The sequence below is a fragment of the Rhizobium sp. RAF56 genome (assembly GCF_052113965.1).
Classification (GTDB): domain Bacteria; phylum Pseudomonadota; class Alphaproteobacteria; order Rhizobiales; family Rhizobiaceae; genus Rhizobium.
On the sequence record NZ_JBFRDU010000001.1, the window covers coordinates 1 to 20146 of the forward strand.

General features: G+C 62.4%; 20 protein-coding genes. 5 read left to right on the forward strand and 15 right to left on the reverse strand.

What is annotated here, in order from left to right; translation table 11 throughout:
• The first annotated feature begins 158 nt into the window (after nucleotides 1-158).
• A complete protein-coding gene (locus tag AB4048_RS00005) occupies nucleotides 159-983 on the forward strand; it encodes an ABC transporter ATP-binding protein (RefSeq protein WP_442199849.1) in 825 nt (274 codons plus the stop codon).
• Between the two features lie 18 nt (nucleotides 984-1001).
• Here the strand turns inward: AB4048_RS00005 and AB4048_RS00010 are convergent, their stop codons facing one another.
• Complete coding sequence (locus AB4048_RS00010; protein WP_442199850.1) at nucleotides 1002-2678, reverse strand: hypothetical protein; 1677 nt, start codon at nucleotides 2676-2678, stop codon at nucleotides 1002-1004.
• A 124-nt stretch (nucleotides 2679-2802) separates the two neighbouring features.
• Nucleotides 2803-3624, reverse strand: a complete 822-nt coding sequence (locus tag AB4048_RS00015; protein WP_442199851.1) for a methyltransferase domain-containing protein — start codon at nucleotides 3622-3624, stop codon at nucleotides 2803-2805.
• Between the two features lie 165 nt (nucleotides 3625-3789).
• Here AB4048_RS00015 and AB4048_RS00020 point away from each other — a divergent pair, with 165 nt between their 5' ends.
• Nucleotides 3790-4518 carry a DUF2270 domain-containing protein gene (locus AB4048_RS00020; protein ID WP_442199852.1) on the forward strand — a complete coding sequence of 243 codons (729 nt, stop codon included), beginning with the start codon at nucleotides 3790-3792 and terminating at the stop codon, nucleotides 4516-4518.
• Between the two features lie 21 nt (nucleotides 4519-4539).
• Here the strand turns inward: AB4048_RS00020 and AB4048_RS00025 are convergent, their stop codons facing one another.
• The 5 genes from AB4048_RS00025 to AB4048_RS00045 all read right to left on the reverse strand — a co-directional run bounded on the left by AB4048_RS00025 (nucleotide 4540) and on the right by AB4048_RS00045 (nucleotide 8091).
• Nucleotides 4540-4806, reverse strand: a complete 267-nt coding sequence (locus tag AB4048_RS00025; protein ID WP_442199853.1) for an usg protein — start codon at nucleotides 4804-4806, stop codon at nucleotides 4540-4542.
• A gap of 220 nt (nucleotides 4807-5026) precedes the next feature.
• Nucleotides 5027-5410: a YybH family protein gene (locus tag AB4048_RS00030; RefSeq protein WP_442199854.1), complete on the reverse strand. Its 384-nt coding sequence runs from the start codon at nucleotides 5408-5410 to the stop codon at nucleotides 5027-5029.
• A 155-nt stretch (nucleotides 5411-5565) separates the two neighbouring features.
• Nucleotides 5566-6396 carry an ABC transporter permease gene (locus AB4048_RS00035; protein WP_442199855.1) on the reverse strand — a complete coding sequence of 277 codons (831 nt, stop codon included), beginning with the start codon at nucleotides 6394-6396 and terminating at the stop codon, nucleotides 5566-5568.
• A complete protein-coding gene (locus AB4048_RS00040; RefSeq protein WP_442199856.1) occupies nucleotides 6393-7196 on the reverse strand; it encodes an ABC transporter permease in 804 nt (267 codons plus the stop codon). Before AB4048_RS00040 ends, AB4048_RS00035 begins: the two co-directional genes overlap by 4 nt.
• 115 nt (nucleotides 7197-7311) lie before the next feature.
• Nucleotides 7312-8091 (reverse strand): transporter substrate-binding domain-containing protein, encoded by a 780-nt coding sequence (locus AB4048_RS00045; protein ID WP_442199857.1) that lies wholly within the window; start codon nucleotides 8089-8091, stop codon nucleotides 7312-7314.
• A 353-nt stretch (nucleotides 8092-8444) separates the two neighbouring features.
• On the opposite strand from AB4048_RS00045, the gene AB4048_RS00050 reads away from it, so the two are divergent.
• Nucleotides 8445-10739: an OmpA family protein gene (locus tag AB4048_RS00050; RefSeq protein WP_442199858.1), complete on the forward strand. Its 2295-nt coding sequence runs from the start codon at nucleotides 8445-8447 to the stop codon at nucleotides 10737-10739.
• A gap of 71 nt (nucleotides 10740-10810) precedes the next feature.
• On the opposite strand, the gene mobB is transcribed toward AB4048_RS00050, so the two are convergent.
• The 5 genes from mobB to AB4048_RS00075 form a co-directional block, all read right to left on the reverse strand.
• Nucleotides 10811-11353: a molybdopterin-guanine dinucleotide biosynthesis protein B gene (mobB, locus tag AB4048_RS00055; RefSeq protein ID WP_442200203.1), complete on the reverse strand. Its 543-nt coding sequence runs from the start codon at nucleotides 11351-11353 to the stop codon at nucleotides 10811-10813.
• Nucleotides 11353-11994 (reverse strand): molybdenum cofactor guanylyltransferase MobA, encoded by a 642-nt coding sequence (mobA, locus tag AB4048_RS00060; protein WP_442199859.1) that lies wholly within the window; start codon nucleotides 11992-11994, stop codon nucleotides 11353-11355. The genes mobB and mobA overlap by 1 nt, the downstream gene beginning before the upstream one ends.
• Before the next feature lie 10 nt (nucleotides 11995-12004).
• Nucleotides 12005-12916 (reverse strand): DMT family transporter, encoded by a 912-nt coding sequence (locus AB4048_RS00065; RefSeq protein WP_442199860.1) that lies wholly within the window; start codon nucleotides 12914-12916, stop codon nucleotides 12005-12007.
• A 157-nt stretch (nucleotides 12917-13073) separates the two neighbouring features.
• Entirely contained in the window at nucleotides 13074-14063 is a 990-nt protein-coding gene (gene moaA, locus AB4048_RS00070; RefSeq protein ID WP_442200204.1) for a GTP 3',8-cyclase MoaA, read from the reverse strand.
• 170 nt (nucleotides 14064-14233) lie between these two features.
• On the reverse strand, nucleotides 14234-15013 hold the full coding sequence (locus tag AB4048_RS00075; protein WP_442199861.1) for a hydroxypyruvate isomerase family protein: 780 nt from the start codon (nucleotides 15011-15013) through the stop codon (nucleotides 14234-14236).
• A 162-nt stretch (nucleotides 15014-15175) separates the two neighbouring features.
• Here AB4048_RS00075 and AB4048_RS00080 point away from each other — a divergent pair, with 162 nt between their 5' ends.
• Nucleotides 15176-15550: a gamma-butyrobetaine hydroxylase-like domain-containing protein gene (locus AB4048_RS00080; RefSeq protein WP_442199862.1), complete on the forward strand. Its 375-nt coding sequence runs from the start codon at nucleotides 15176-15178 to the stop codon at nucleotides 15548-15550.
• Nucleotides 15551-15584: 34 nt separating this feature from the next.
• Here the strand turns inward: AB4048_RS00080 and AB4048_RS00085 are convergent, their stop codons facing one another.
• Nucleotides 15585-16061, reverse strand: coding sequence for a MarR family winged helix-turn-helix transcriptional regulator (locus tag AB4048_RS00085; RefSeq protein ID WP_442199863.1), 477 nt, complete (start codon nucleotides 16059-16061; stop codon nucleotides 15585-15587).
• Between the two features lie 47 nt (nucleotides 16062-16108).
• On the opposite strand from AB4048_RS00085, the gene AB4048_RS00090 reads away from it, so the two are divergent.
• On the forward strand, nucleotides 16109-17071 hold the full coding sequence (locus AB4048_RS00090; protein WP_442199864.1) for an alpha/beta hydrolase: 963 nt from the start codon (nucleotides 16109-16111) through the stop codon (nucleotides 17069-17071).
• 15 nt (nucleotides 17072-17086) lie between these two features.
• Here the strand turns inward: AB4048_RS00090 and AB4048_RS00095 are convergent, their stop codons facing one another.
• Both AB4048_RS00095 and AB4048_RS00100 read right to left on the reverse strand, forming a co-directional pair.
• Nucleotides 17087-18163 (reverse strand): GGDEF domain-containing protein, encoded by a 1077-nt coding sequence (locus AB4048_RS00095; protein WP_442199865.1) that lies wholly within the window; start codon nucleotides 18161-18163, stop codon nucleotides 17087-17089.
• Between the two features lie 201 nt (nucleotides 18164-18364).
• Complete coding sequence (locus AB4048_RS00100; RefSeq protein ID WP_442199866.1) at nucleotides 18365-19972, reverse strand: fumarate hydratase; 1608 nt, start codon at nucleotides 19970-19972, stop codon at nucleotides 18365-18367.
• Between the last annotated feature and the right edge of the window lie 174 nt (nucleotides 19973-20146).

Genomic DNA, 20146 nt, shown 5'->3' on the forward strand with positions numbered 1-20146 from the left:
GGTTCCGCATCGGTTTCGATGCCCTGCGAAACCATATCATCCATCAGCCCAAAAACGCTGAACTCGCATGGACAACCGCTTGCCCAAAACGCTTCCGCCAAACTTGAGTCGTGTACTGTGGTTTCGAAGAAAAACGGAAACGGTCTAAGGAGAGGACCATGGCAATCATCGAGCGCGAGCGCCACAGCGCGAATGGGGACGAGGCCGGCGGCGATCTGCGTCCGCCGGTGGCGGCGACCGGCGCTGCCGCTATCCGCATCCGCGGCCTCGAAAAGACCTTCGGCGGAAACCGCGTGCTGCGCGGCATCGATCTCGATGTTCCCGCCGGTCAGTTCGTGGCCGTGATCGGCAAGAGCGGCTGCGGCAAGAGCACACTGCTGCGCATCCTGTTGGGTCTGGACGAGCCAACCGGTGGTCATGTGACTTTCAAGACGGCCGGGGAAGAGGCGGCATGGCCGAACGCCCGCATCGTCTTTCAGGAACCGCGGTTGCTGCCGTGGGCGACGGTCGCCGACAATGTGGCGGTCGGGCTCGGCGAGGGGGCACCGCCGCTGGAGGCGAAGCGCAAGGTGGGCGCCGTGCTCTCTGAAGTGCAGCTCACGGAAAAGGCCGGCGAGTGGCCCGCCCGTCTCTCCGGTGGCCAGCGTCAGCGCGTGGCGCTTGCTCGCGCGCTGGTCAGCCGCCCCGGCATCCTGGCGCTCGACGAGCCGCTTGGCGCGCTTGACGCGCTGACGCGCATCAGCATGCAGCAGCTGCTCGCCCGCGTCTGGAAGGAACTCGGGTTCACGGCGCTGCTCGTGACCCACGACGTCAGCGAGGCTGTCCACCTCGCCGACCGTGTGGTGGTTCTCGACCAGGGTCGCATAGCGCTCGACCTAGCAATCCCGCACCCGCACCCCCGCCGCCACGGCAATCCGGCGCTTGCCGAGCTCGAGGGCAAGCTGTTGGCGGCGATACTGGGCGAGGAGAAAGTTGGCGCATAGCGCCCTTCGAGGTCCATCTCACTTGTCTACGTCCGCAGGAGGGGCGTCATCGTCCTTCACTTCTGCCTCGGAGGTTTCCGCAACATTCGCATTCGGTGCCGGCTTCTCGTCGGTGGCCGGCTTATCGCTCTGCGGCGGATCACAAGGTTGGCATTCGGGTTTGCAGTCGCGGCAGGCATCGTCATCGGGAAGATTGTCGAGCCGGGCAGAGCGCGGGCCGAGATTGTCGGACATGTCCTGCCATATCCGCCGCAGGCGGCGGATATGGATGTCATCCGAGATCCAGGCCATCAGATGCTCAACGCAGGCCTTCTCCCGTTTCGGCTCGGTCGCGATCATCCGGCGCGCCCAGAGGCAGTAGTCCTCGATCGACGCCAGCTTTATCGCGTCGCCTTCCTTGATGAAGGGCTGGATGCCGCTGATGGTACTGACGTCTTTCATGGTGCTGGTCGCCATCAGGAGGATGCCAGCGAATATCGTATCGTATTCGTCGGGGCCCGGCGTGCCAGTTGTACAGGTTGCCGTCCGGCCGCTGTTGAAATCGATCGCCCGCTCGAGGTCGAAGATCGTTCGCACGTTCATTTCCCGAAGCAGCAGGAAGCGCTCCAGTCCGGTCACGCAGCAGAGCTGCGCCTGCGCCACCCAGTCGATGCAGCGATAGATGCCAAAGGGCGTCTCGACGTCCAGCAGGATCGGGTTATAGGTGGCAAGGTTCTGGACGTCGAAGATGCCGCATTCCTCAAGGCGGAAGCGGGTCCAGTAGTCGATGCCGTCGATGACGTCGAGCGGCACCGCGCGGGTGATCCGATTGAAGCGATCGTCGTCCAGCTTGATCCAGCCGACGACGCTCTGCATCCGCACAAACAGGAATTTGACGGCACCGCCTGGCAGCATGGCCAGCAAGGGTGCCAACGCCATCCATACCCAGGAAATGTCTTCTGACGGTTTGGTACCCTCGCCGAGAAGCAACGTCTGCACCGGCGTGATCGGGTCGGGGAAAGCGCGGAAGAGGAGAACGACGACAATGACCGAGCTTAGTATCTCGGCGGATTGTCGCAGGAAGGTGTAAGCGGTGAGGTCAAAGACGGCGAGACTTCGCACGAAAATCCTGAGGGCGCTGACAAAAGCTCCGGCGAACGCGATTGCGCCGATAAGCTCCAATTGTTGGTTGGTGACTATGGGAGCGCCGCAAGAGGCGGCGTCCGCTATCAGGCACTTCCCTATTCCCAGGCGCAGGTAGCTGAAGCCGAAATAGGTCAGGATCGAAAAGCCGAGCGCCGACACCAACATCTGGAACCCGACGCCCCTCATCAGGCGCCGAGGCAGCGACATGGCCCCCTCCAGCCGTCGACGAACGGTCATGTCTGCGCCGGTAAGGTCGGTTGGCAGGAGATCGGAGGTATACTTGGAAACGGCGAACTCGAGCGACGGATTGGTCGGCTGCTGGCCGCCGGAGTTCGCAGGACCCGACACGGAACCCGAGGCGGCGCGATCGGTCGCGGGATAGGAGGCGACGAAGTCGCGCAGGTGACGCAACCGGCGTTTTCGCACCTGGGTCCGGCCATGCAGGAGGAGGAGCGGCGTCAGAAGCGCGATCGTCAGCGCTATCCCGTCGAGTTGCGCCCATAAGCTCTTGAGCCAAGGCAGCGCGATCAGTAGAACGCCCTGCCAGGAAGCATCCTGTACATGCTCCATCCCTACATCCCCCAACGCCGCAACGATGAAGCTACAGAATATTAGGGGTCGCTTCTATAAATCGGCTGCAATTCAGGGTTGGTTCAATCTCATGTCCTGCGCGAGCGTGGCGGCTTCCCCCTGCCTACGCCTCGCTGCGATACTTGGCGATCACAAGGTGCCCGGGCGTCGGCTTGCCGTCTTCCATGCGGACATTGATGTCGGTGACTTCGAGCACGTCGAAGCCGGTGTCGGCGAGGCGGTCGCGGATATAGGAAAGCGCGTGGGCGAAGCGCTGGTGCGGGCCGACCATGAAGGAGCGGCCCGCAAGAACGCCTTCGGGCAGCGTCTCGGAGGAAAAGATGAAAAGGCCGCCCGGCGTCATGTTGTCGGCTGCGCCAAAGAAGAGCGGCTCCAGCGCGCCGAGGTAAGGCAGCACGTCGGTGGCGGTGATGATGTCGAAGAGCTCCTCGTCGTTGTCGTCGAGAAAATCCTCGACTTCGGCGACGAAGAGGGTCTCGTAGAGATCCTTCTCGTGGGCGACCTCGACCATCTTTTCGGAGATGTCGATGCCGGTCATGTCGCCGACCACGTCGCGCAGCGTGCCGCCCGTCAGCCCGGTGCCGCAACCGAGGTCGAGCAGGCGACGGAACGGGCCGAGATGCAGCGCCTGCAGGCGCTGGCGCACCAGCATCGGGACATGATAGCCGAGCTGTTCGACGAGGACGTCTTCGAAGACTTCCGCATGCTGGTCGAAGAGCGTCTCGACATAGGCGTCGGGTGCCTTCATCGGCGTTTCCCCGCGCCCCATGGACGCGATCCTCACGGCCGCGCCGCCGTGGTCATCAGGATCGAGCTCGAGTACGTGCTGGTAGGCCTTGACGGCTGCGTCGACGTCGCCGGACTTCTCCAAGGCAAGCGCGCGGTTATAGGCCTCTGCCAGAGCTTCTTCATCGATCTTCTTCATGGCGTCACCTAGCATTCGTTTTTCAGTCCTCTACGGCGACTGCTTGCCTTTTGCAATGCTTTCGCGCTGGGAGCACAATCCCGTTTGCGGTGCTTGGCGCGCGGAGGGCGCGTTCGCAGCTGAAAAACAAAAAGCGCAAGGACCAAGAAAATCGGAGGATCGGCCATGGCTTCGGAACTTACAACACACACCTTGTTGGACAGCGGCGCCACCGAGCGGAAACGGCCTTCCTTGCCTGCCACAGCCTCCGAGATCACCAATACGCTTAGCCACTACTATCGCGGCGAACTTGCGCGCATGACCAGTTGGCGCGACCGCATCGACAGGACGACGAATTGGGCGATCACGGTCGTTGCGGCGCTGCTGTCGGTTTCGCTCTCGACGCCGACTTCGCATCATGGCGTGCTGATCTTCGGCATGATGCTCGTCACGCTGCTATTGCTGATAGAGGCGCGGCGGTACCGCTTCTTCGACGTCTACCGTGCCAGGGTTCGCTTGCTTGAGCGAAACTATTTCGCGCAGATCCTGTCGCCGGAGGCGGAGCTTCATCCGGATTGGGCCGCAGCGATTGCAAAGAGCCTGCGCGCGCCGGTGTTTCTGCTCAGCTACCGCGACGCGGTCCAGCGTCGGCTCGGGCGTAACTATTGCTGGATGTATTTCATTCTGTTTCTTGCCTGGAGCCTGAAAATCTCTACGCCGAAGCTGCAGGTGGAAGGGGTGGCTCAGTTGCAGCCACAATCCTGGTACTATGTGATCGACAACGCGGCTCTTGGCCCGGTGCCGGGCTGGCTGGTCATAATCCTCGTCTTGATCGCCAATGCCGGCGTTCTCTTCGCCACCGTTCACCGCGAAAGGGACGAGGGCGATCTGGCGCACGGCGAGGCGCATGTCTGACGCCGGGATCGACGGTTTGCCTCAATGGAGGATGAGTTCACCCTTTAGCGCGCGCCATTCCGTCGCCGAGATCAGCTTGCGGTGCACGTAACGCACGGAGTGGAGCGGTCCGTCCAGCCGCTCCTGCCAGAATTTCAGGAAACTGCGCATCTCGGGAAAATCCGGCGCCAGGTCGTAGTCCTGCCAGACATAGCTCTGCAGGATCGCCTGATGGTCGGGGAGGCGGTAAAGGATCTGCGCGGTTGTGAGCCCATAGCCCTTGAGCTGTTTTTCCATTTCAGTGTGCATGCGGTTCTCGCTTTCTCCTAATGCGCCCGCGAGTGGCGTGCGCCACCACGAAATGGAAGCACGCCAAGGTTAAGCGAGGCTTGAGAATTGTAGCAAGAACGCAATTTATGTCAAAAAATCAATATGTTGGCAACACATGGCAGGGAGTGCTGCTAAATGTGGGTGCCTAGTCGGAGTCCGCTCCGTCGCTCGTGATGGGCTTGAGGGCGAGGCTCGGACGTCAGCGCCCGTTCTGCGTGAGGGACCAGTGGGTCTGGACGATCTTCCAGCCGTTGGGGTCGTGCCGGAAGACCTCCGTGCAGTTCCAACGCAGGCGCCGTCCTTCGTTGCCTTCATAGGAAATGTAGTTGAAGGTCAGCACCGCGGTGTTGTCGATGAACTGCACCAGCGGATGAAGGATGTCGAAACGTGCCGCGATGATCTTCCCACGGACGCCCTCGTAGTAAGTCGTCAGCGCCTCCAGACCATCGAGACGGCGGGGCACTATCGGATCGAAATAGACGACGTCGGGTGCGCTGATCTCAAGAAAGCCGGATGGATCGCCTTTGCACCAACGCACCAGCGCCCGTCGCTCCATCGCGATGATCGTTTCAGCATCGTCCATACGGCCAGCCCAGCCCCCGTCGCGATCGAAACGAAAGCGACTGATCAGGCATGACACAAAGATCGGCTGAATTCAAGAACAGACAAAGAACGCATGGCGTTGCGCGAAACGCAAGCCAGTTCTCGAGCGCATCGCGGATGCCCGCCGCCGCTACGCTAGCGCTTCAAATGCCGCGTCAAGCGAGCCTCGATCGACGCCCAGAGGTGACGCAGGGCCTCGACGATCGCAAAATAGAAGATCGCCGCCCAGAGATAGGTCTGGTAGTCGTAGGTCTGCGAGAAGGCGTAGCGCGTCTGGCCCATCAGGTCGTAGACGGTGATGATCGCCACGACCGCGGAACTCTTCACCAGGATGATGATCTCGTTTCCGTAAGGCCGAAGCGCCACGATCAGCGCCTGCGGGATGACGACCTTATAGAGGGTGACCAGCGTGTGGATGCCGAGCGAGGCGGCGGCCTCGTGCTGGCCGCGCGGCACGCTTTGGATCGCGCCGCGCAGGATTTCGGCCTGATAGGCGGCCGTATTGATCGTCAGCGAGAAGAGGCCGCAATACCAGGCTTCGCGGAAGAACCACCAAAGCCCGACCGATTCGAGCTCCGGACGGAAAGCGCCAAGCCCGTAGTAGATGAGAAAGAGCTGCGCCAAGAGGGGCGTGCCGCGAAAGATGTAGATGTAGCCGTAGGCAAGGCCGTTGAGGAAGCGGTTCTTCGACATCCGCGCAAGCGTCACGGGTAGCGAGAGGATCACGCCGCAGATGAAGGAGATGACGACCAGTGTCACGGTGGTCCACAGGCCGCTTAGAAAGCGCGGGCCGTATTTGAAGAACTTGTCGTTGTCCCAGTTCGTCACCATGAGCAGGATGAGCGCCAGGCCGAACAGGATCCAGAGCGCCAGCAGGCCGTAGCCGAGAAGGCGCGCGGAGGTCACGGCCGTCTTTGTCCGCGGCGGTGCGGGTTGCGCCGGGATGAGAGCTGCGGCGTGGCTCATCGACGTACCTCCCCGCGCTTGGTCCAGCGATCGATGTAGCCGAGCCCCACCGAGGAGATCACGGCCAGCAGCAGATAAAGCAGGCAGGCGATCAGATAGAAGAAGAACGGCTGCTTGGTGTAGCGCACCGCGATGCCCGTCTGGCGCAGGATGTCGGAGAGACCGATGATCGAGACGTAGGACGTATCCTTCAGCAGGCTCATCCAGAGGTTCCCGAGGCCCGGCAGGGCGATGCGGATCAGTTGCGGAACGATGATGAGCGACATGGTACGGCCGCGGTGGAAACCGAGCGAATCCCCGGCTTCGTATTGTCCCTTCGGGATCGCCTTGAACGCCGACAGGAGAACTTCCGAGCAATAGGCCGAAAAGACGACGGCAAGGGCGATCATGCCGGCGACGAAGGCGTTGATCTCGACGCGGCCGTCATAGCCGAAGGAGGCGAGGACGGCCTGGATGAGGATCTGCATGCCGTAATAGACGATGAAGAGCGTCAGCAGCTCTGGCAGGCCGCGAAAGATGGTGGTGAAGATGCCGGCGGCGGTTCTGAGCGACCGCTCCTCGGACTGCTGGGCAAGCGCGACCAGGAAGCCAATCGAAAGCCCGACAGGAAGCGTGGCCAAGGCGACGCTGATCGTCACCTTCAGGCCAAAGGCTATTTCATCGCCCCAGCCAGCGTCGCCGCAAGCAATGATCGTGCCGCGGCCCAACCAGGTGAAGAGGCCGGCAGGCCCGCATAAAGGATCGAAAATCGTGTTCAACCAGGCCCAAAACGAGCCGAGGGCGGAAAACAATCCGCTCATGCCATAATTCCCCTGCGGCTTCACGCCGAATTTATCTTATCTTACTGTTCTCAATCAAAAATGGCGGAAGAGCAAGTCTTCCGCCATTCACCTGTCGCAAGAAATCTATAGCGGATCAACCGCCGTAGACGTCGAAATCGAAATACTTGTCCTGAATTTTCTTGTAGGTGCCGTCGGTACGGATCGTCTTGATGGCTTCGTTCAGCTTTTCGCGGAGCGCGTCGTCGCCCTTGCGAACTGCAATGCCGGCGCCTTCGCCGTTGATCTCCTTGTCGACGGGCAGGGTGCCGAGGACCTTGCAGCAGCTGCCGGATTCGGACTTCGTCCATTCCGAGAGAACGACGACGTCGTCGATGACGGCATCGAGGCGTCCGGAAGCGATATCGAGCTTGTACTCGTCGGGCGTCGGATAGAGCTTCAGCTCCGCATCCTTCATGTGGACGGTCGCGTAGTTGGCGTGGGTGGTCGAGGACTGCGCGCCGATGGTCTTGCCGGCAAGACCGGCATTGGTCGGCTCGGTGATCTTCGAATCCTTAGGCACGGCGACGGCCGGCGGCGTGTTGTAGACCTTGGACGTGAAGTCAACCTTCTTCAGGCGCTCCGGCGTGATCGACATGGACGAAATGATGGCGTCGAACTTCTTGGCCTGCAGGGCCGGAATGATGCCGTCAAAGTCCTGGTTCACGAAGGTGCACGTGATCTTCATGTGATCGCAGAGTGCCTGGACGACTTCGATGTCGAAGCCCTGGAACTTGCCCGACGCGTCGAGCGATTCGAAGGGCGGGTAAGTGGCGTCTGTGCCGAAGGTCAGTGTGTCTTCAGCCATTGCAGCGCCGCCGGCGAGCGACATGACGGCGAGCGACACGGCAGCGAGCAAACGGGTGGAATTGCGCATGTTCTTCCTCTCTGTTGGTGGCCGCCGGCTCTTGTTGTTTTCGACGGCGGCATAATCGGCTGCAGCTTTATTAGGCTCGCCTTAATAAGACACTCTTCTCGTTTTGAGCAAAAATGCAACGGGGTATTGCGTCGCATATGCGGGGTTAATGGGCCTTTTCAGGGCGGCAAGCTGAACGGTGGCTGGCAGTCATGTTCATGGCGGGTTAATTCCGCGCTTCCTAGAAAGTTCGGAACAAACTGCGGAAGGCCGTGATTTGGCCTCCGCCGGATCGGAAATCGGCCCCATTGCTTGACGATGTGCAGCATGGCTCGTTTTTCGAGACGAAGAATCAAATTGAAAGAGGAGACCTCATGGGTACCAGATCCAGACTGTTCGCAAGTGCCGCCTTTCCGCTGTTGTCGCTTTCGCTGATGCTGCAGCCGGCAGGCGCTGCCCTGTTGCGCGAGCCGGCGGTGGCACCCGTCAGCGTCGCGGCGGCGGACGTGCAGGGAGCTGATGGCATCGAGGTTGCCCAGGAGCAGACGCAACCGGAACAGCCACAGCCGCCGGCGGAGCCGCAGCAGCAGGCAGCGCCGGAACAGGCGCCGGCCGCAGCGGAAGAGGAATTGAAGCCCAAGCACAAGCAGCACGCGGCAGAGGGGCAGGGCGAAGCCCAGCCAGCGCCAGTCCAGGCAGAGCAGCCGCAGGCACCCGCGGCGCCAGCTCAGCCGGAAGCGCAGCCGGTACAAGCGCAGGAAGAGCAGCAGCCTCACAAGAAGCACAAGCAGCAGGAAGAGCCCGCAGCGCTGGCCCAGCCGGCCGTCGAGCAGCAGCAGGCCGCGCCCGCACCGGTAGAACAGCAGCCACCCAAGAAGCACCAAAAGCAGCAGGAGCAGTCCGCCGAACCGGCGCCGCCCGCCGCCGAGGTTCAGCAGCAGGCCGCACCCGCGCCGGCGGAACAGCAGCCGCCCAAGAAGCACCAGAAGAAGCAGGAACAGTCCGCCGAACCGGCGCAGCCAGCCGCGGAGGGCCAGCAGCAGGCCGAGCCCGCGCCGGCTGAACAGCAGCCTCCAAAGAAGCACCAGAAGAAGCAGCAGGAACAGTCCGCCGAACCGGCGCAGCCTGCCGCTGAACCGACTCAGCCAGCCGCGGAGGGCCAGCAGCAGGCCGCACCGGCACCTGCCGAACAGCAACCGCCGAAGAAGCACCAGAAGAAGCAGGAGCAATCCGCCGAACCGGCGCAGCCGGCCGGAGAGGCGCCCGCGCAGACCGAGGGTGCGAAGGAGGCGGTACAGCCCCAGCCGGCCCAGCAGCCACCGGCGCCCGAGAAGGCTGCCGCGCCTGCGGAAAACACGCCGGCTCCCGCCGAGCCAACCGCGCCCGCCAAGGCCGAGGCGGCACCAGCAGCACCTTCGGGCGGCGTGCAGGAAGCCGCACCGCTCGGCGGCGAGCAGGTCTCGCCCGCGGAACTCGAACGCCGCAAGAAGATCGCGGAGAACCCCGCCGCAAGCACAGGCCCGGTGATCTTGCCGGTGCAGAACGGCGCCGCCGTGCTCGACAGCGACAAGGACGCCGCCCGTCGCGGGCATCGTGGTCAACGTCAGAACGGTCAACAGAACGGGCAACAGGACGGACAAGGACAGGCCGCTCAGCCGGCAGCGCCCGCGACCGTGCGCGCGCCGACCTCGGATGCCGACGCGCAGCGTGTCGGCGGTGGCAACCAGGCTCCGGTTCGCATCGAGGCGGTGACCAGCGAACAGGGCCGGCGCCTTGACCGTCGTCCGTCTTTCGCAGCTCCCCAGGGGGCCCAGATCCAGGATAGCCGCGACAACCGCGTTATCATGAACTACGGCGACGGCGCCTTTGTTCGCCATGACGATTCGCGACGCTTCACCCGCGACGGCGAGCGCCCGGTTTATGAAGAGCTCGCGCGCGACCGCTATCGCGAAACCATTGCGCGCCCGGATGGTGATCGCATCGTCACCGTGCGCAACCGCTACGGCGACGTCATCCAGCGTTCCCGCATAGATGCGCGTGGCCGTGAATACGTGCTGTTCTACTCGCCGGAGCTGGAGGACCAGCGCTATGGCGACGACTACTTCCGCGATCCCGGCGACGAACTGCCGCCGATGCGGCTGCGCATCCCGCTGAACCAGTACATCATCGACACCAGCGGCGACCGCAACCGCGACTACTACGACTTCCTGCGCGAGCCGCCGGTCGAACCGGTGGAGCGGGTCTATTCGCTGAATGAAGTGCGCTACTCCGCCCGTATCCGTGACAAGGTCCGGCGCATCGACCTTGATACGATCACCTTTGCGACCGGCAGCGCCGATATCCCGATGGCCCAGGCAAAGACGCTGCGCGGAATTGCCGATGCGATCAGCAAGATCGTGGAAAAGGAGCCGAGCGAGACCTTCCTGATCGAAGGCCACACGGACGCCGTCGGCGCGGCGCAAAGCAACCTGATCCTGTCCGACGAACGCGCCGAATCCGTCGCCAACCTGCTCACGGATGTCTACGGCATACCGCCGGAAAACCTGACGACACAGGGCTACGGCGAGCAGTACCTGAAGGTGAATACGGCGGGTCCGGAACAGGAAAACCGCCGCGTTACCATCCGCCGCGTCACCGCGCTGGTGCGCCCGGTCGCGCAGCGGGATTGAGATGCCTCCCAACAGTGGCCGCCGGGAGAACGGCGGCCACTGTGCTGACCTAAGGCCATCGCCCGCGGCCTCTATCCCTTTTCAGGCAGCCCTAGCTTCGTCGCGATAAAGTCGGCGATCGTCTGCGTGTCGTCGAGATCGAAGACGGCAAGCGAGCCTGCGTCATCGACGGGGTGGTCGGAGGCGATGGCGACGATATGGGGGTCTTGCGGTGCGAGCGGCTCGCGATTGGCCGCTTCTTGCCGGCGCGCCTCGATCTTCGGGATCGGCTCGCGCTTGTACCCCTCGATCAGCACCAGATCGCAGGGTGCGATACGGGCGAGGATCTCCTCGAAGCTCGGCTCTGGGCCACCGCGCAGCTCGTGCATGATGGCAAAGCGCGTGCCGGACACGATCGTCACTTCATGGGCGCCGGCCTCGCGATGGCGAAAGCTATCGGCGCCGACCTTGTCGATGTCGAAGTCGTGATGGGCATGCTTGATCGTTGAAACCAGGTAGCCCCGGCGCGTGAATTCGGCGACAAGACGTACCATCAGCCCGGTCTTGCCGGAATTCTTCCAGCCGGCGATACCGAAGATCCTTGGGGCGGCTTGTGTGGTGTTTGCGGGCGACATCATCCTTCCAGGGCCTCCAGCCATGCTCGCGCCGCGATCAGGTCGTCAGGCGCATTGACGTTGAAGAAGGGATCGAACCTGCCTGCCAGCGTCTCGATCGCGGGAAAATTCACGCGCTTGACGGCGTGGCGTTCGAGGAAGCCTCTGACCCGGCGTTTCTCGTCCTCGGCGATGAAGTGGCGCAAATCATCCGCGGCACTGACCGGCCAGAGGCCGAATACCGAATGCTCGCGGCTTTCGCAGGTGGCGACCGCTATCTCATCCACAGCGCGGATCGAGTCGGCAAGCGTTGCGATCAGGTCCGGCGGAAAGAATGGGCTGTCGACCGCAACGGTCGCAACATGCGAGGCGGTGGGATGGTGCTCGATCGTGTGGAGCAGAGCGGCCAGGACACCCGCAAGCGGCCCGGCCTTGCCCTCGACGGGATCGGCGACGAGGTCGAGGCCAAGCGCATCGGGCCAGTCCGGATCCGCATTGAGCGTCACGCTCTTGGCCTGCGGGGCGACCCTCCGCGCAACGCGCGCCAACAGGGTTTCGCTTCCGAGGATTGCGAAGGCCTTGTTGCTGCCCATGCGACTGGAACGCCCGCCGGCAAGGATGACGGCGGGGATGGACTGCGGTGTCAGCGCCAAACCTCTCATCGGTCTATCTCTATGCCGGTACGCGCGGCTCGGATTCCTGGGCCAGCGGCGTTGCCTGCGGCCGCTTGCTTTCGCGATAGAAGGTATAGAGTCCGGAAGCGATGACAATCAGCGAACCGACGCCAGTCCAGAAATCCGGCATTTCGCCGAAGAATATCAGGCCGAGCAGCGCGGAAAAGATGAGGCTCAAATAGCGGAACGGCGCGACGACGGAAATGTCGCCGGTGCGCATCGCCTGGATTACCGTCTGATAGCCGATCAGTACCATGACGGCGGCGAGGATGATGTGGGTGAGCGACGTCGGGGTGATGGGCCTCCAGCCGCCGAAGGGCGCGATCAGCGCCGCACCGAAGAAGGTGATGAAGATCGCGGTGCAGACCGTCACCATCAAAGAGGGCACGTCCTTGTCGACGTAACGGGTCGCAAGATCGCGACCGGCGGTGACGAAGACGCTCGCGACGACGAGCAACGTCGCGGCCGTGAAGCCCTGCGGCCCTGGCCTGATGATGATCAGCACGCCGATGAAGCCGATGACGATCGCCGACCAGCGCCGCCAGCCGACGGGTTCCTTGAGAAACAGCGCGGCGAACAGGGTGACGGCGAGCGGCAGCGACTGCAGAATGGCCGAAGCGTTGGCGATCGGCATCATGCCGAGTGCGGTGATATAGGTGGCGGCGGCGAGCGCCTCGAAGATGACCCGCAGCATCACCATCGGCTGCAGAATGACCTTCCACGACCGCAACGCGCCCATGCGGCACGCCAGCAGATAGACGAGGATGCTTGTGACGATGCCGCGCAGAAACATGATCTGGCCGGCATTCATCACCGAAATCACCGATTTCGATAGCGCGTCGCTGCACGAGAAGGCGGCCATGGCCGCGGCCATGTAAAGTGCACCCTGCGTATTCCTCGTGCGCGCCATGAACCGATTCCCCCGTCTCTCCGTGCGCACGTCTAGCTTGGATCCGGCCGGATGAGAATGATAAGGAGGGCGAACTTCCTGAGGATGTGGTGTCTATTTGCGCCCACTGTTGCACGGAGGACGCGAGTTTGTTTGGAGCGTCGCCGGCGCCGGCCCGTCAGCCCCCGGTGACACTCATATGGCGGGCGACGGCGGGGCGATTGTGTTCCCGGTCGATGATGAAGTCGTGTCCCTTCGGCTTACGCGTGATGGCTTCATCGATAGCTGAGAAGAGCAGGGCGTCGTCGTCGGAGGCGCGCAGCGGCAGGCGCAAGTCGGCTGCGTCGTTCTGCCCGAGACACATATAGAGCGTGCCGGTGCAGGTCAGGCGCACGCGATTGCAACGCTCGCAGAAATTATGGGTGAGCGGCGTTATGAAGCCGAGCCTGCCACCCGTTTCCGCAACCTGGACATAACGGGCAGGGCCGCCGGTGCGGTAGCCGATATCGGTTAGCGTGAACTGACGTTCGAGATCGGCGCGAAGCTTGGACAGCGGCAGGTAGCGGTCCGTCCGGTCCTCCTCGATTTCGCCCATGGGCATCGTCTCGATGACAGTCAGGTCCATGCCGCGGCCATGGGCGAAGCGCAGAAGTTCGGGAATTTCCGCTTCGTTGAAATCCTTGAGCGCTACGGCATTCAGCTTGATACGGAGGCCGGCTTTCTGTGCGGCATCGATCCCCTCCATCACCTTGGCAAGATCGCCCCAGCGGGTGATGGCGCGGAATTTGTCGGGATCGAGCGTATCGAGCGAAACGTTGATGCGCCTGACGCCGCAGTCATGGAGTTCCTCAGCGTACCGGGCCAGCTGCGAACCATTCGTGGTGATCGTCAGTTCGTCGAGCTCACCGGCATCCACTTTTCGCCCGAGCGCACGGACGAGGAACATGATGTTCTTGCGAACCAAAGGCTCGCCGCCCGTCAATCTGATCTTGCGCACGCCCTTGGCGACGAAGGCCGAACAGAGGCGTTCCAGCTCTTCGAGCGTCAGCAAATCCTTCTTGGGAAGAAATGTCATGTGCTCGGACATGCAATAGCTGCAGCGGAAGTCGCAGCGGTCGGTCACTGAAACACGCAGATAGGTGACCGCCCGGCCGAAAGGGTCGATCATGGGGGACGTTTCCGCACCAAGCGGAGAGGCGCTGCCGACAGGGCCAACGATGCTATTCACGATAATCTCCACATCCCTCTAAATGTGTGCTTAGGCGATTGTTAGGTCAAGGGAAACCGCCGAAATGGACAGGCGGGCGTCCAGTTGCGCCTTCGTTCGGTCTTCAAAGCTCATGACAGCCGAACCCCGAGCGACTGCGTCCAGCGCAGACCGTCGTCCGTAGCACCGCGTGGGCGATATTCGCAGCCGACCCATCCGCCGTAGCCGAGACGATCGAGTTCCGCAAAGACCGCCCCATAGGCGATTTCACCCTCGTCGGGCTCGGCCCGGCTCGGCACGGCTGCGATCTGGACATGGCCGATCAAGGGCATGAATTTTCGAAGGCGGCGAAGCACGTCGCCCTGGCTGATCGCAACATGATAAACGTCGAACATCAGGGCCAGATTGGGGGCGGCGACCTCTTCGATCAGTTGCGCGGCCTCCTCAATGGTCGAATAGAAGTAACCCGGCCGGTCGCGCCTGTTGAGCGGTTCGAGGAGAAGCGTCAGGTCGGGTGCCTCGCGCGCGGCGAAGCTGAGGTTTTCCACGAACACGGCGCTCGCTTGCCGCTTCCTTTCCTGCGGCACGTTGCCGGCCAGCACATGGATCGCCGACGCTCCCGCTTCGCGCGCGTAGGCGATCGCCTGCAGCACGGACGCTTCGAAATCCGCCCGCCGGCCTTCCAGGGCCGCCAGACCGAAATCGCCGCTTGCCGCATCGCCGAAGGCGGCATTCAGCCCTAGCAGTCGGACGCCGTGCGCCACACAGGCATCTCGTACGTCCAGCGCCGGCGTGTCGTAAGGCCAGTGCAATTCGATTGCCACGAAACCAGCGCGGGCTGCTGCCTCGATCCGCGCGAGGAGAGGTATGTCCGGCCAAAGGAAGCCGAGATTGGCGGAGAATTTTGGCATGCGGTCGCATCTATTGGTCGGGACGGCCCGCCTTATCATCAGATTAGGACCGGCGAAAGCCGCAAGCCGGCGCTCGCAGGCAGCATATGGCGAAAACGGGCTTGCACCGCCGCAGATGCCGTCCTACTCCTCAAACATCCGGGACGAGCGTGGGGAAAATCGATGAGCGATGTCTGGCCGACCGAACTGAAGGTTTCAAAGGACCGGCAGCACCTTCTCGTGACCTTCGACGACGGCGCGCACTTCGATCTTCCGGCCGAGATGCTGCGTGTGCTTTCCCCCTCGGCGGAAGTGCAGGGGCACGGGCCGGGGCAGAAGCTGACGGTGCCGGGCAAGCGCAACGTCGCCATCATAGCCGTTACGCCGACCGGCAACTATGCCGTCCGCCTCGGCTTCGACGACATGCACGACACCGGTATCTACACCTGGGTCTATCTCAGGGAACTCGGCGAGAAAGGCCCTGAACTGTTTGCGGCTTACGAGGACGAGTTGAAGGCCAAGGGCATGAGCCGAGATGTTTCGGAGAAGCCACGCTGATAGGAAGCGAGGGCGCTCCAGCGTCATCCCGAGCTTACCCGGCACTCTGGTCCTGCCGTTCGTCCTGCTGCAGCAGGACGATGACTTGCTCCATGGTAGCGGCGATCGTCATGCACTGATCGATCGGGGTCTTTGCCAGCGTGCGCTCGATAAGGGCGGTCTGGATCGTCATCGCCTGCTCCGTCACTCGCCGTCCTTCACTTGTGAGGTGAAGTCGCCAGACGCGCTTGTCGCGCTCGTCGCCGCGCCGTTCGATCAGTCCGCGCTTTTCCATCTGCGGCAGGAGCATGCTCATGTTCGAGCGCCCCACCAGGAGTTTGTGCGCCAGTTCCTGCTGCGAGATTCCCTCGAAACGGTAGAGGTTGATCAGGATGTCTAGGTGCGGCGGCTTGAGGTCGAGGTCGTTCAAGGCGCGCGTCAACGACTGCTGCATCATCTGGCAGGCCCGGGCGACCGCGATCCAGCTGCGAAAACGGGGATGATCCCAAGGAAAGGCTTGATTTTTGTTCATCGTTGTACTTTTTATTGTTCAGTCTTGAGCATTTTCGGATTCACAATATGCCATCCAACGCGCTCAAGGTCACCCGCCTTGTTTTCTCCGGATTGTCAGCGCTTTCGCCGACGCTTGCCGGAAAGGCGGCTTTCCATCTCTTCTGCCTGACGCCGTCGCGCCGGCCGAAGGGGCAGAAGGCGAGGGCGGTTCATGCCGAGGGGGAGGCGCGGCTCAAAGGAGCGGAACGGATCGCGCTTTCTTTCGATGGTGGGCAGGCGTTCGCCTACCGCTGGAACGGCGGCGCAATGGGTCCGCGGCGGCGCTATCTCGTCCTGCACGGCTGGGGATCGTCGATCGCCTACATGACGGATCTGGTGCTTTCACTGGCCGAAACTGGCGCCGAGGTCGTGGCGCTCGATTTTCCCGGCCATGGCCGCGCTCCGGGTCGGTTTCTGAATATGCGGCTGGCAGTGGCGGCCATCGCTGCCGCGCAATCAAGATTCGGCCGTTTCGACGCGACGATAGGTCATTCCTTCGGGGGCGCGTCGACGATGGTTTCGGTGGCCGGGCTGTTGCCCGAAGTCACAGCGGTCGCGGCCGACAGGATGGTGGTGATCGGTTCGCCGAGCGAAATGCTCTATCTCTTCACAAGCTTCGGAAAGATGATCGGATTGAGGGCGCCGGCGCAAGCAGCGCTTGAGGCGGAGGTGGGCCGTGTCACCGGCCGCAGACTTGAAGAATTCGATGCAGGCGCGGCAGCGGGCGCGCTTGGCAAACCCGTTCTCGTCGTCCACGCCGAGGACGACAAGGAGGTGAGCGCTGATCACGCCCGTGCCTACGCTGCCGCCGGCGATCATGTCCGAATGTTCTGGGCAAACGGTTTCGGTCATCGCCGCATCGTCAGCGCCGAGCCGGTGCTTTCCGCCATCCGCGAGTTTCTCGACGAGCGCACTCCGGCCGAGCAAATGAAGGAACGTCCGCAGATCGCAGAGGCACCCATCGAGACCGAGGCCAGACGCGCGTCGTAGAATCCGGGAAAAGCTTTAGGTGGCGTCCGTCTTGTAGATAAGCCAGCTCTTCGCAAAGTCCTTCTGCATCCCCTCCTCGTAGAGGAAAGTGCAGTTGCGGCCGGTATTCTTGGCGCCATAGAGCGCGATATCCGTCTTGCTGTAGAGTTCGCCGGGTTCGGCGGCCTCCGATGCCATGCATACGCCGAGCGAAATGGTGATCGGTCCGTAGTTGATGCGGGTGCGCGAATTCTTGAACGGCGTGGCTTCGAGCGTTCGGCGAACGCGTTCGCACATCGTCATGACCTCGTCGGCGGTGTTGCCTTCGATCAAGAGCGCGAATTCCTCGCCGCCGGTGCGGGCAACGAAAATGTCTCGGCGCACATTGGCGCGAATGACGGAGGCCACGGTGGCGAGGATCTTGTCACCGACCGGGTGTCCGTAGCGGTCGTTGATCGCCTTGAAGTGGTCGATATCGGCCAGCACCAGTGCCGTGACCGGCTTGTTCATGGAATTGTTGAAGACAGCGGCAAGCCGGTCGTCGAAGGCGCGGCGATTTGAGAGCCGCGTCAGCGAGTCGGTATTGGCGATCCGCTTGTACTCGTCGAGTTCCTTGCGCACCTGGTCCATTTCCTGGGAGCGCTGGCTGACGTCCTCGACGGTCTTTTCGCCATGCGAGATCGTGTCGCCCGTGGCTTCGCTGAGGAGTGCGATGGCGTTGCGAAGGAGATCGGCGCTGGAGCTGTTCTTGGAGTTGATCCGGCGGACCGTTTCGCCGAGCAGCTTGTTGTAGCTCTCGAGTGAGTTCTGCTCCTGCCGCAGCACGCGCAGGACGTTGTCGAGTTCGGCAACGATCCGCGTGTGGGCGTTGTCGAAGACCGCGCCGGCATTGTGCGTGAAGTACTGCGCCCCCAGGGCGTCTAATTCTTCCTGGGTCGCCGTGCCGCCAAGGGCCGCGAGATCGCGCGTCAGCGCGGGATTGGATCCGATGTAGGCTTCGTAGAAAAGCTCGTAGTTGCGCGGTATGGGAGCAACCCCCATCGAGCGCATGGCGTAGGTTATTTGCCCCGCGACATCCGGAGCCGGCGCCTTAGGCGTAATCACCGAACTCATAGGCGAACTCCCAACCCCCAACGAGACACACTTACTATCTAACCGAGATTTCTTTTGAAAAGATTAATAGAACGAATGCTAAATTTTATATACTTCCCATGTATTTGAGTGACGTGCCCGGCTACTATTTAATACTGTCTCAAACGTGGAAAAGCGTTTCTGAAGGGGCGCCCAACGGCGCCCCTCCGAAGCTGGATCCGCTCAGCCCAGATTGAGCTCCTGGAAGAAATCATTGCCCTTGTCGTCGATGACGATGAAGGCTGGGAAGTCTACCACTTCGATCTTCCAGACCGCCTCCATGCCGAGTTCGGGATATTCGAGCACCTCGACTTTCTTGATGCAGTCCAGCGCCAAGCGGGCCGCCGGGCCGCCGATCGAGCCGAGATAGAAGCCGCCGTTGGTCTTGCAGGCCTCGCGCACCGCGCGTGAACGGTTGCCCTTGGCGAGCATGACCATCGAGCCGCCGAAGGACTGGAACTGATCGACATAGCTGTCCATGCGCCCGGCCGTGGTCGGGCCGAAGGAGCCGGATGCGTAGCCGGCGGGCGTCTTGGCGGGGCCGGCATAATAGACCGGGTGGTTTTTCATGTAGTCGGGCATGCCTTCGCCCTTTTCCAGCCGCTCGCGGATTTTCGCGTGGGCGAGGTCGCGGGCGACGATGATGGTGCCGGTGAGCGAGAGGCGTGTCTTGACCGGATGGCTGGACAGCTCCGTGAGGATGTCCGCCATCGGCTTGTTGAGGTCGATGCGCACCATCGATTCCGAGAGCTTCGCCTCGTCGATGTCAGGCAGGTACTTGGACGGGTCCGTCTCCAGCTGCTCAAGGAAGATGCCGTCGCGGGTAATCCGGCCCTTGGCCTGACGGTCCGCGGAACAGGAGACGCCGAGACCGATCGGCAGAGACGCCCCGTGGCGCGGCAGGCGGATGACGCGTACGTCATGACAGAAATACTTGCCGCCGAACTGCGCGCCGACGCCGAGGCTCTGCGTCAGCTTATGGATTTCCTTTTCCATTTCGACGTCGCGGAAGGCGTGGCCAAGCTCGGAGCCCTCGGTCGGCAGGCTGTCGAGATAGCGCGTCGAGGCCAGCTTGACGGTTTTCAGGTTCATCTCCGCCGACGTGGCGCCGATGACGATGGCGAGATGGTAGGGGGGACAGGCTGCCGTGCCGAGCGTCAGGATCTTTTCCTTGAGAAACGCCAGCATGCGATCCTGCGTCAACAGCGACGGCGTGCCCTGGTAGAGGAACGTCTTGTTGGCGGAGCCGCCGCCCTTGGCGACGAAGAGGAATTCGTAGGCGTCCGTACCTTCCTCATAGATGTCGATCTGGGCCGGCAGGTTGTTCTTGGTGTTCCTTTCCTCGAACATCTTCAGCGGCGCGAGCTGCGAATAACGCAGGTTCTTCTTTTCGTAGGCGTCCATCACGCCATTGGCGAGCGCGGAATAGTCGCCGCCCTCGGTCCAGACGCGACGACCCTTTTTGCCCATGATGATCGCCGTGCCGGTGTCTTGGCACATGGGCAGGACGCCGCCAGCCGAGATATTGGCATTCTTCAGGAGGTCGTAGGCCACGAACCGGTCGTTGTCGGTCGCCTCGGGGTCGGCGAGGATGGAGGCCAGCTGCGCAAGGTGTCCGGGACGCAGCAGGTGGTTGATGTCCGCGAAAGCTGCCTCCGCGAGCAGGCGCAGCCCCTCGGGCTCAACGGTGAGGACGTCCTGTCCCTTGAAGCTGTCGATCGAAACGAAATCGCCCGTCAGTTTGCGATAGGGGGTGGCGTCGTCGCCGAGGGGGAAGAGATCGTCAGCCATGAGGGGACCTTTCTAGCCGGGTGGGCATGGATTTTGGAAACCCTCTAGATCCGGCAAACGGCAAAAGCAATTGCAGAAAGACGCTGGCAAGCGCCGTTCCCAATCCCAATCGATTGAAAGCGGCGTGACCGCAGCATCCGCTCTGCTGGCGCCGAGAGCCGGTGAGATTCCCTA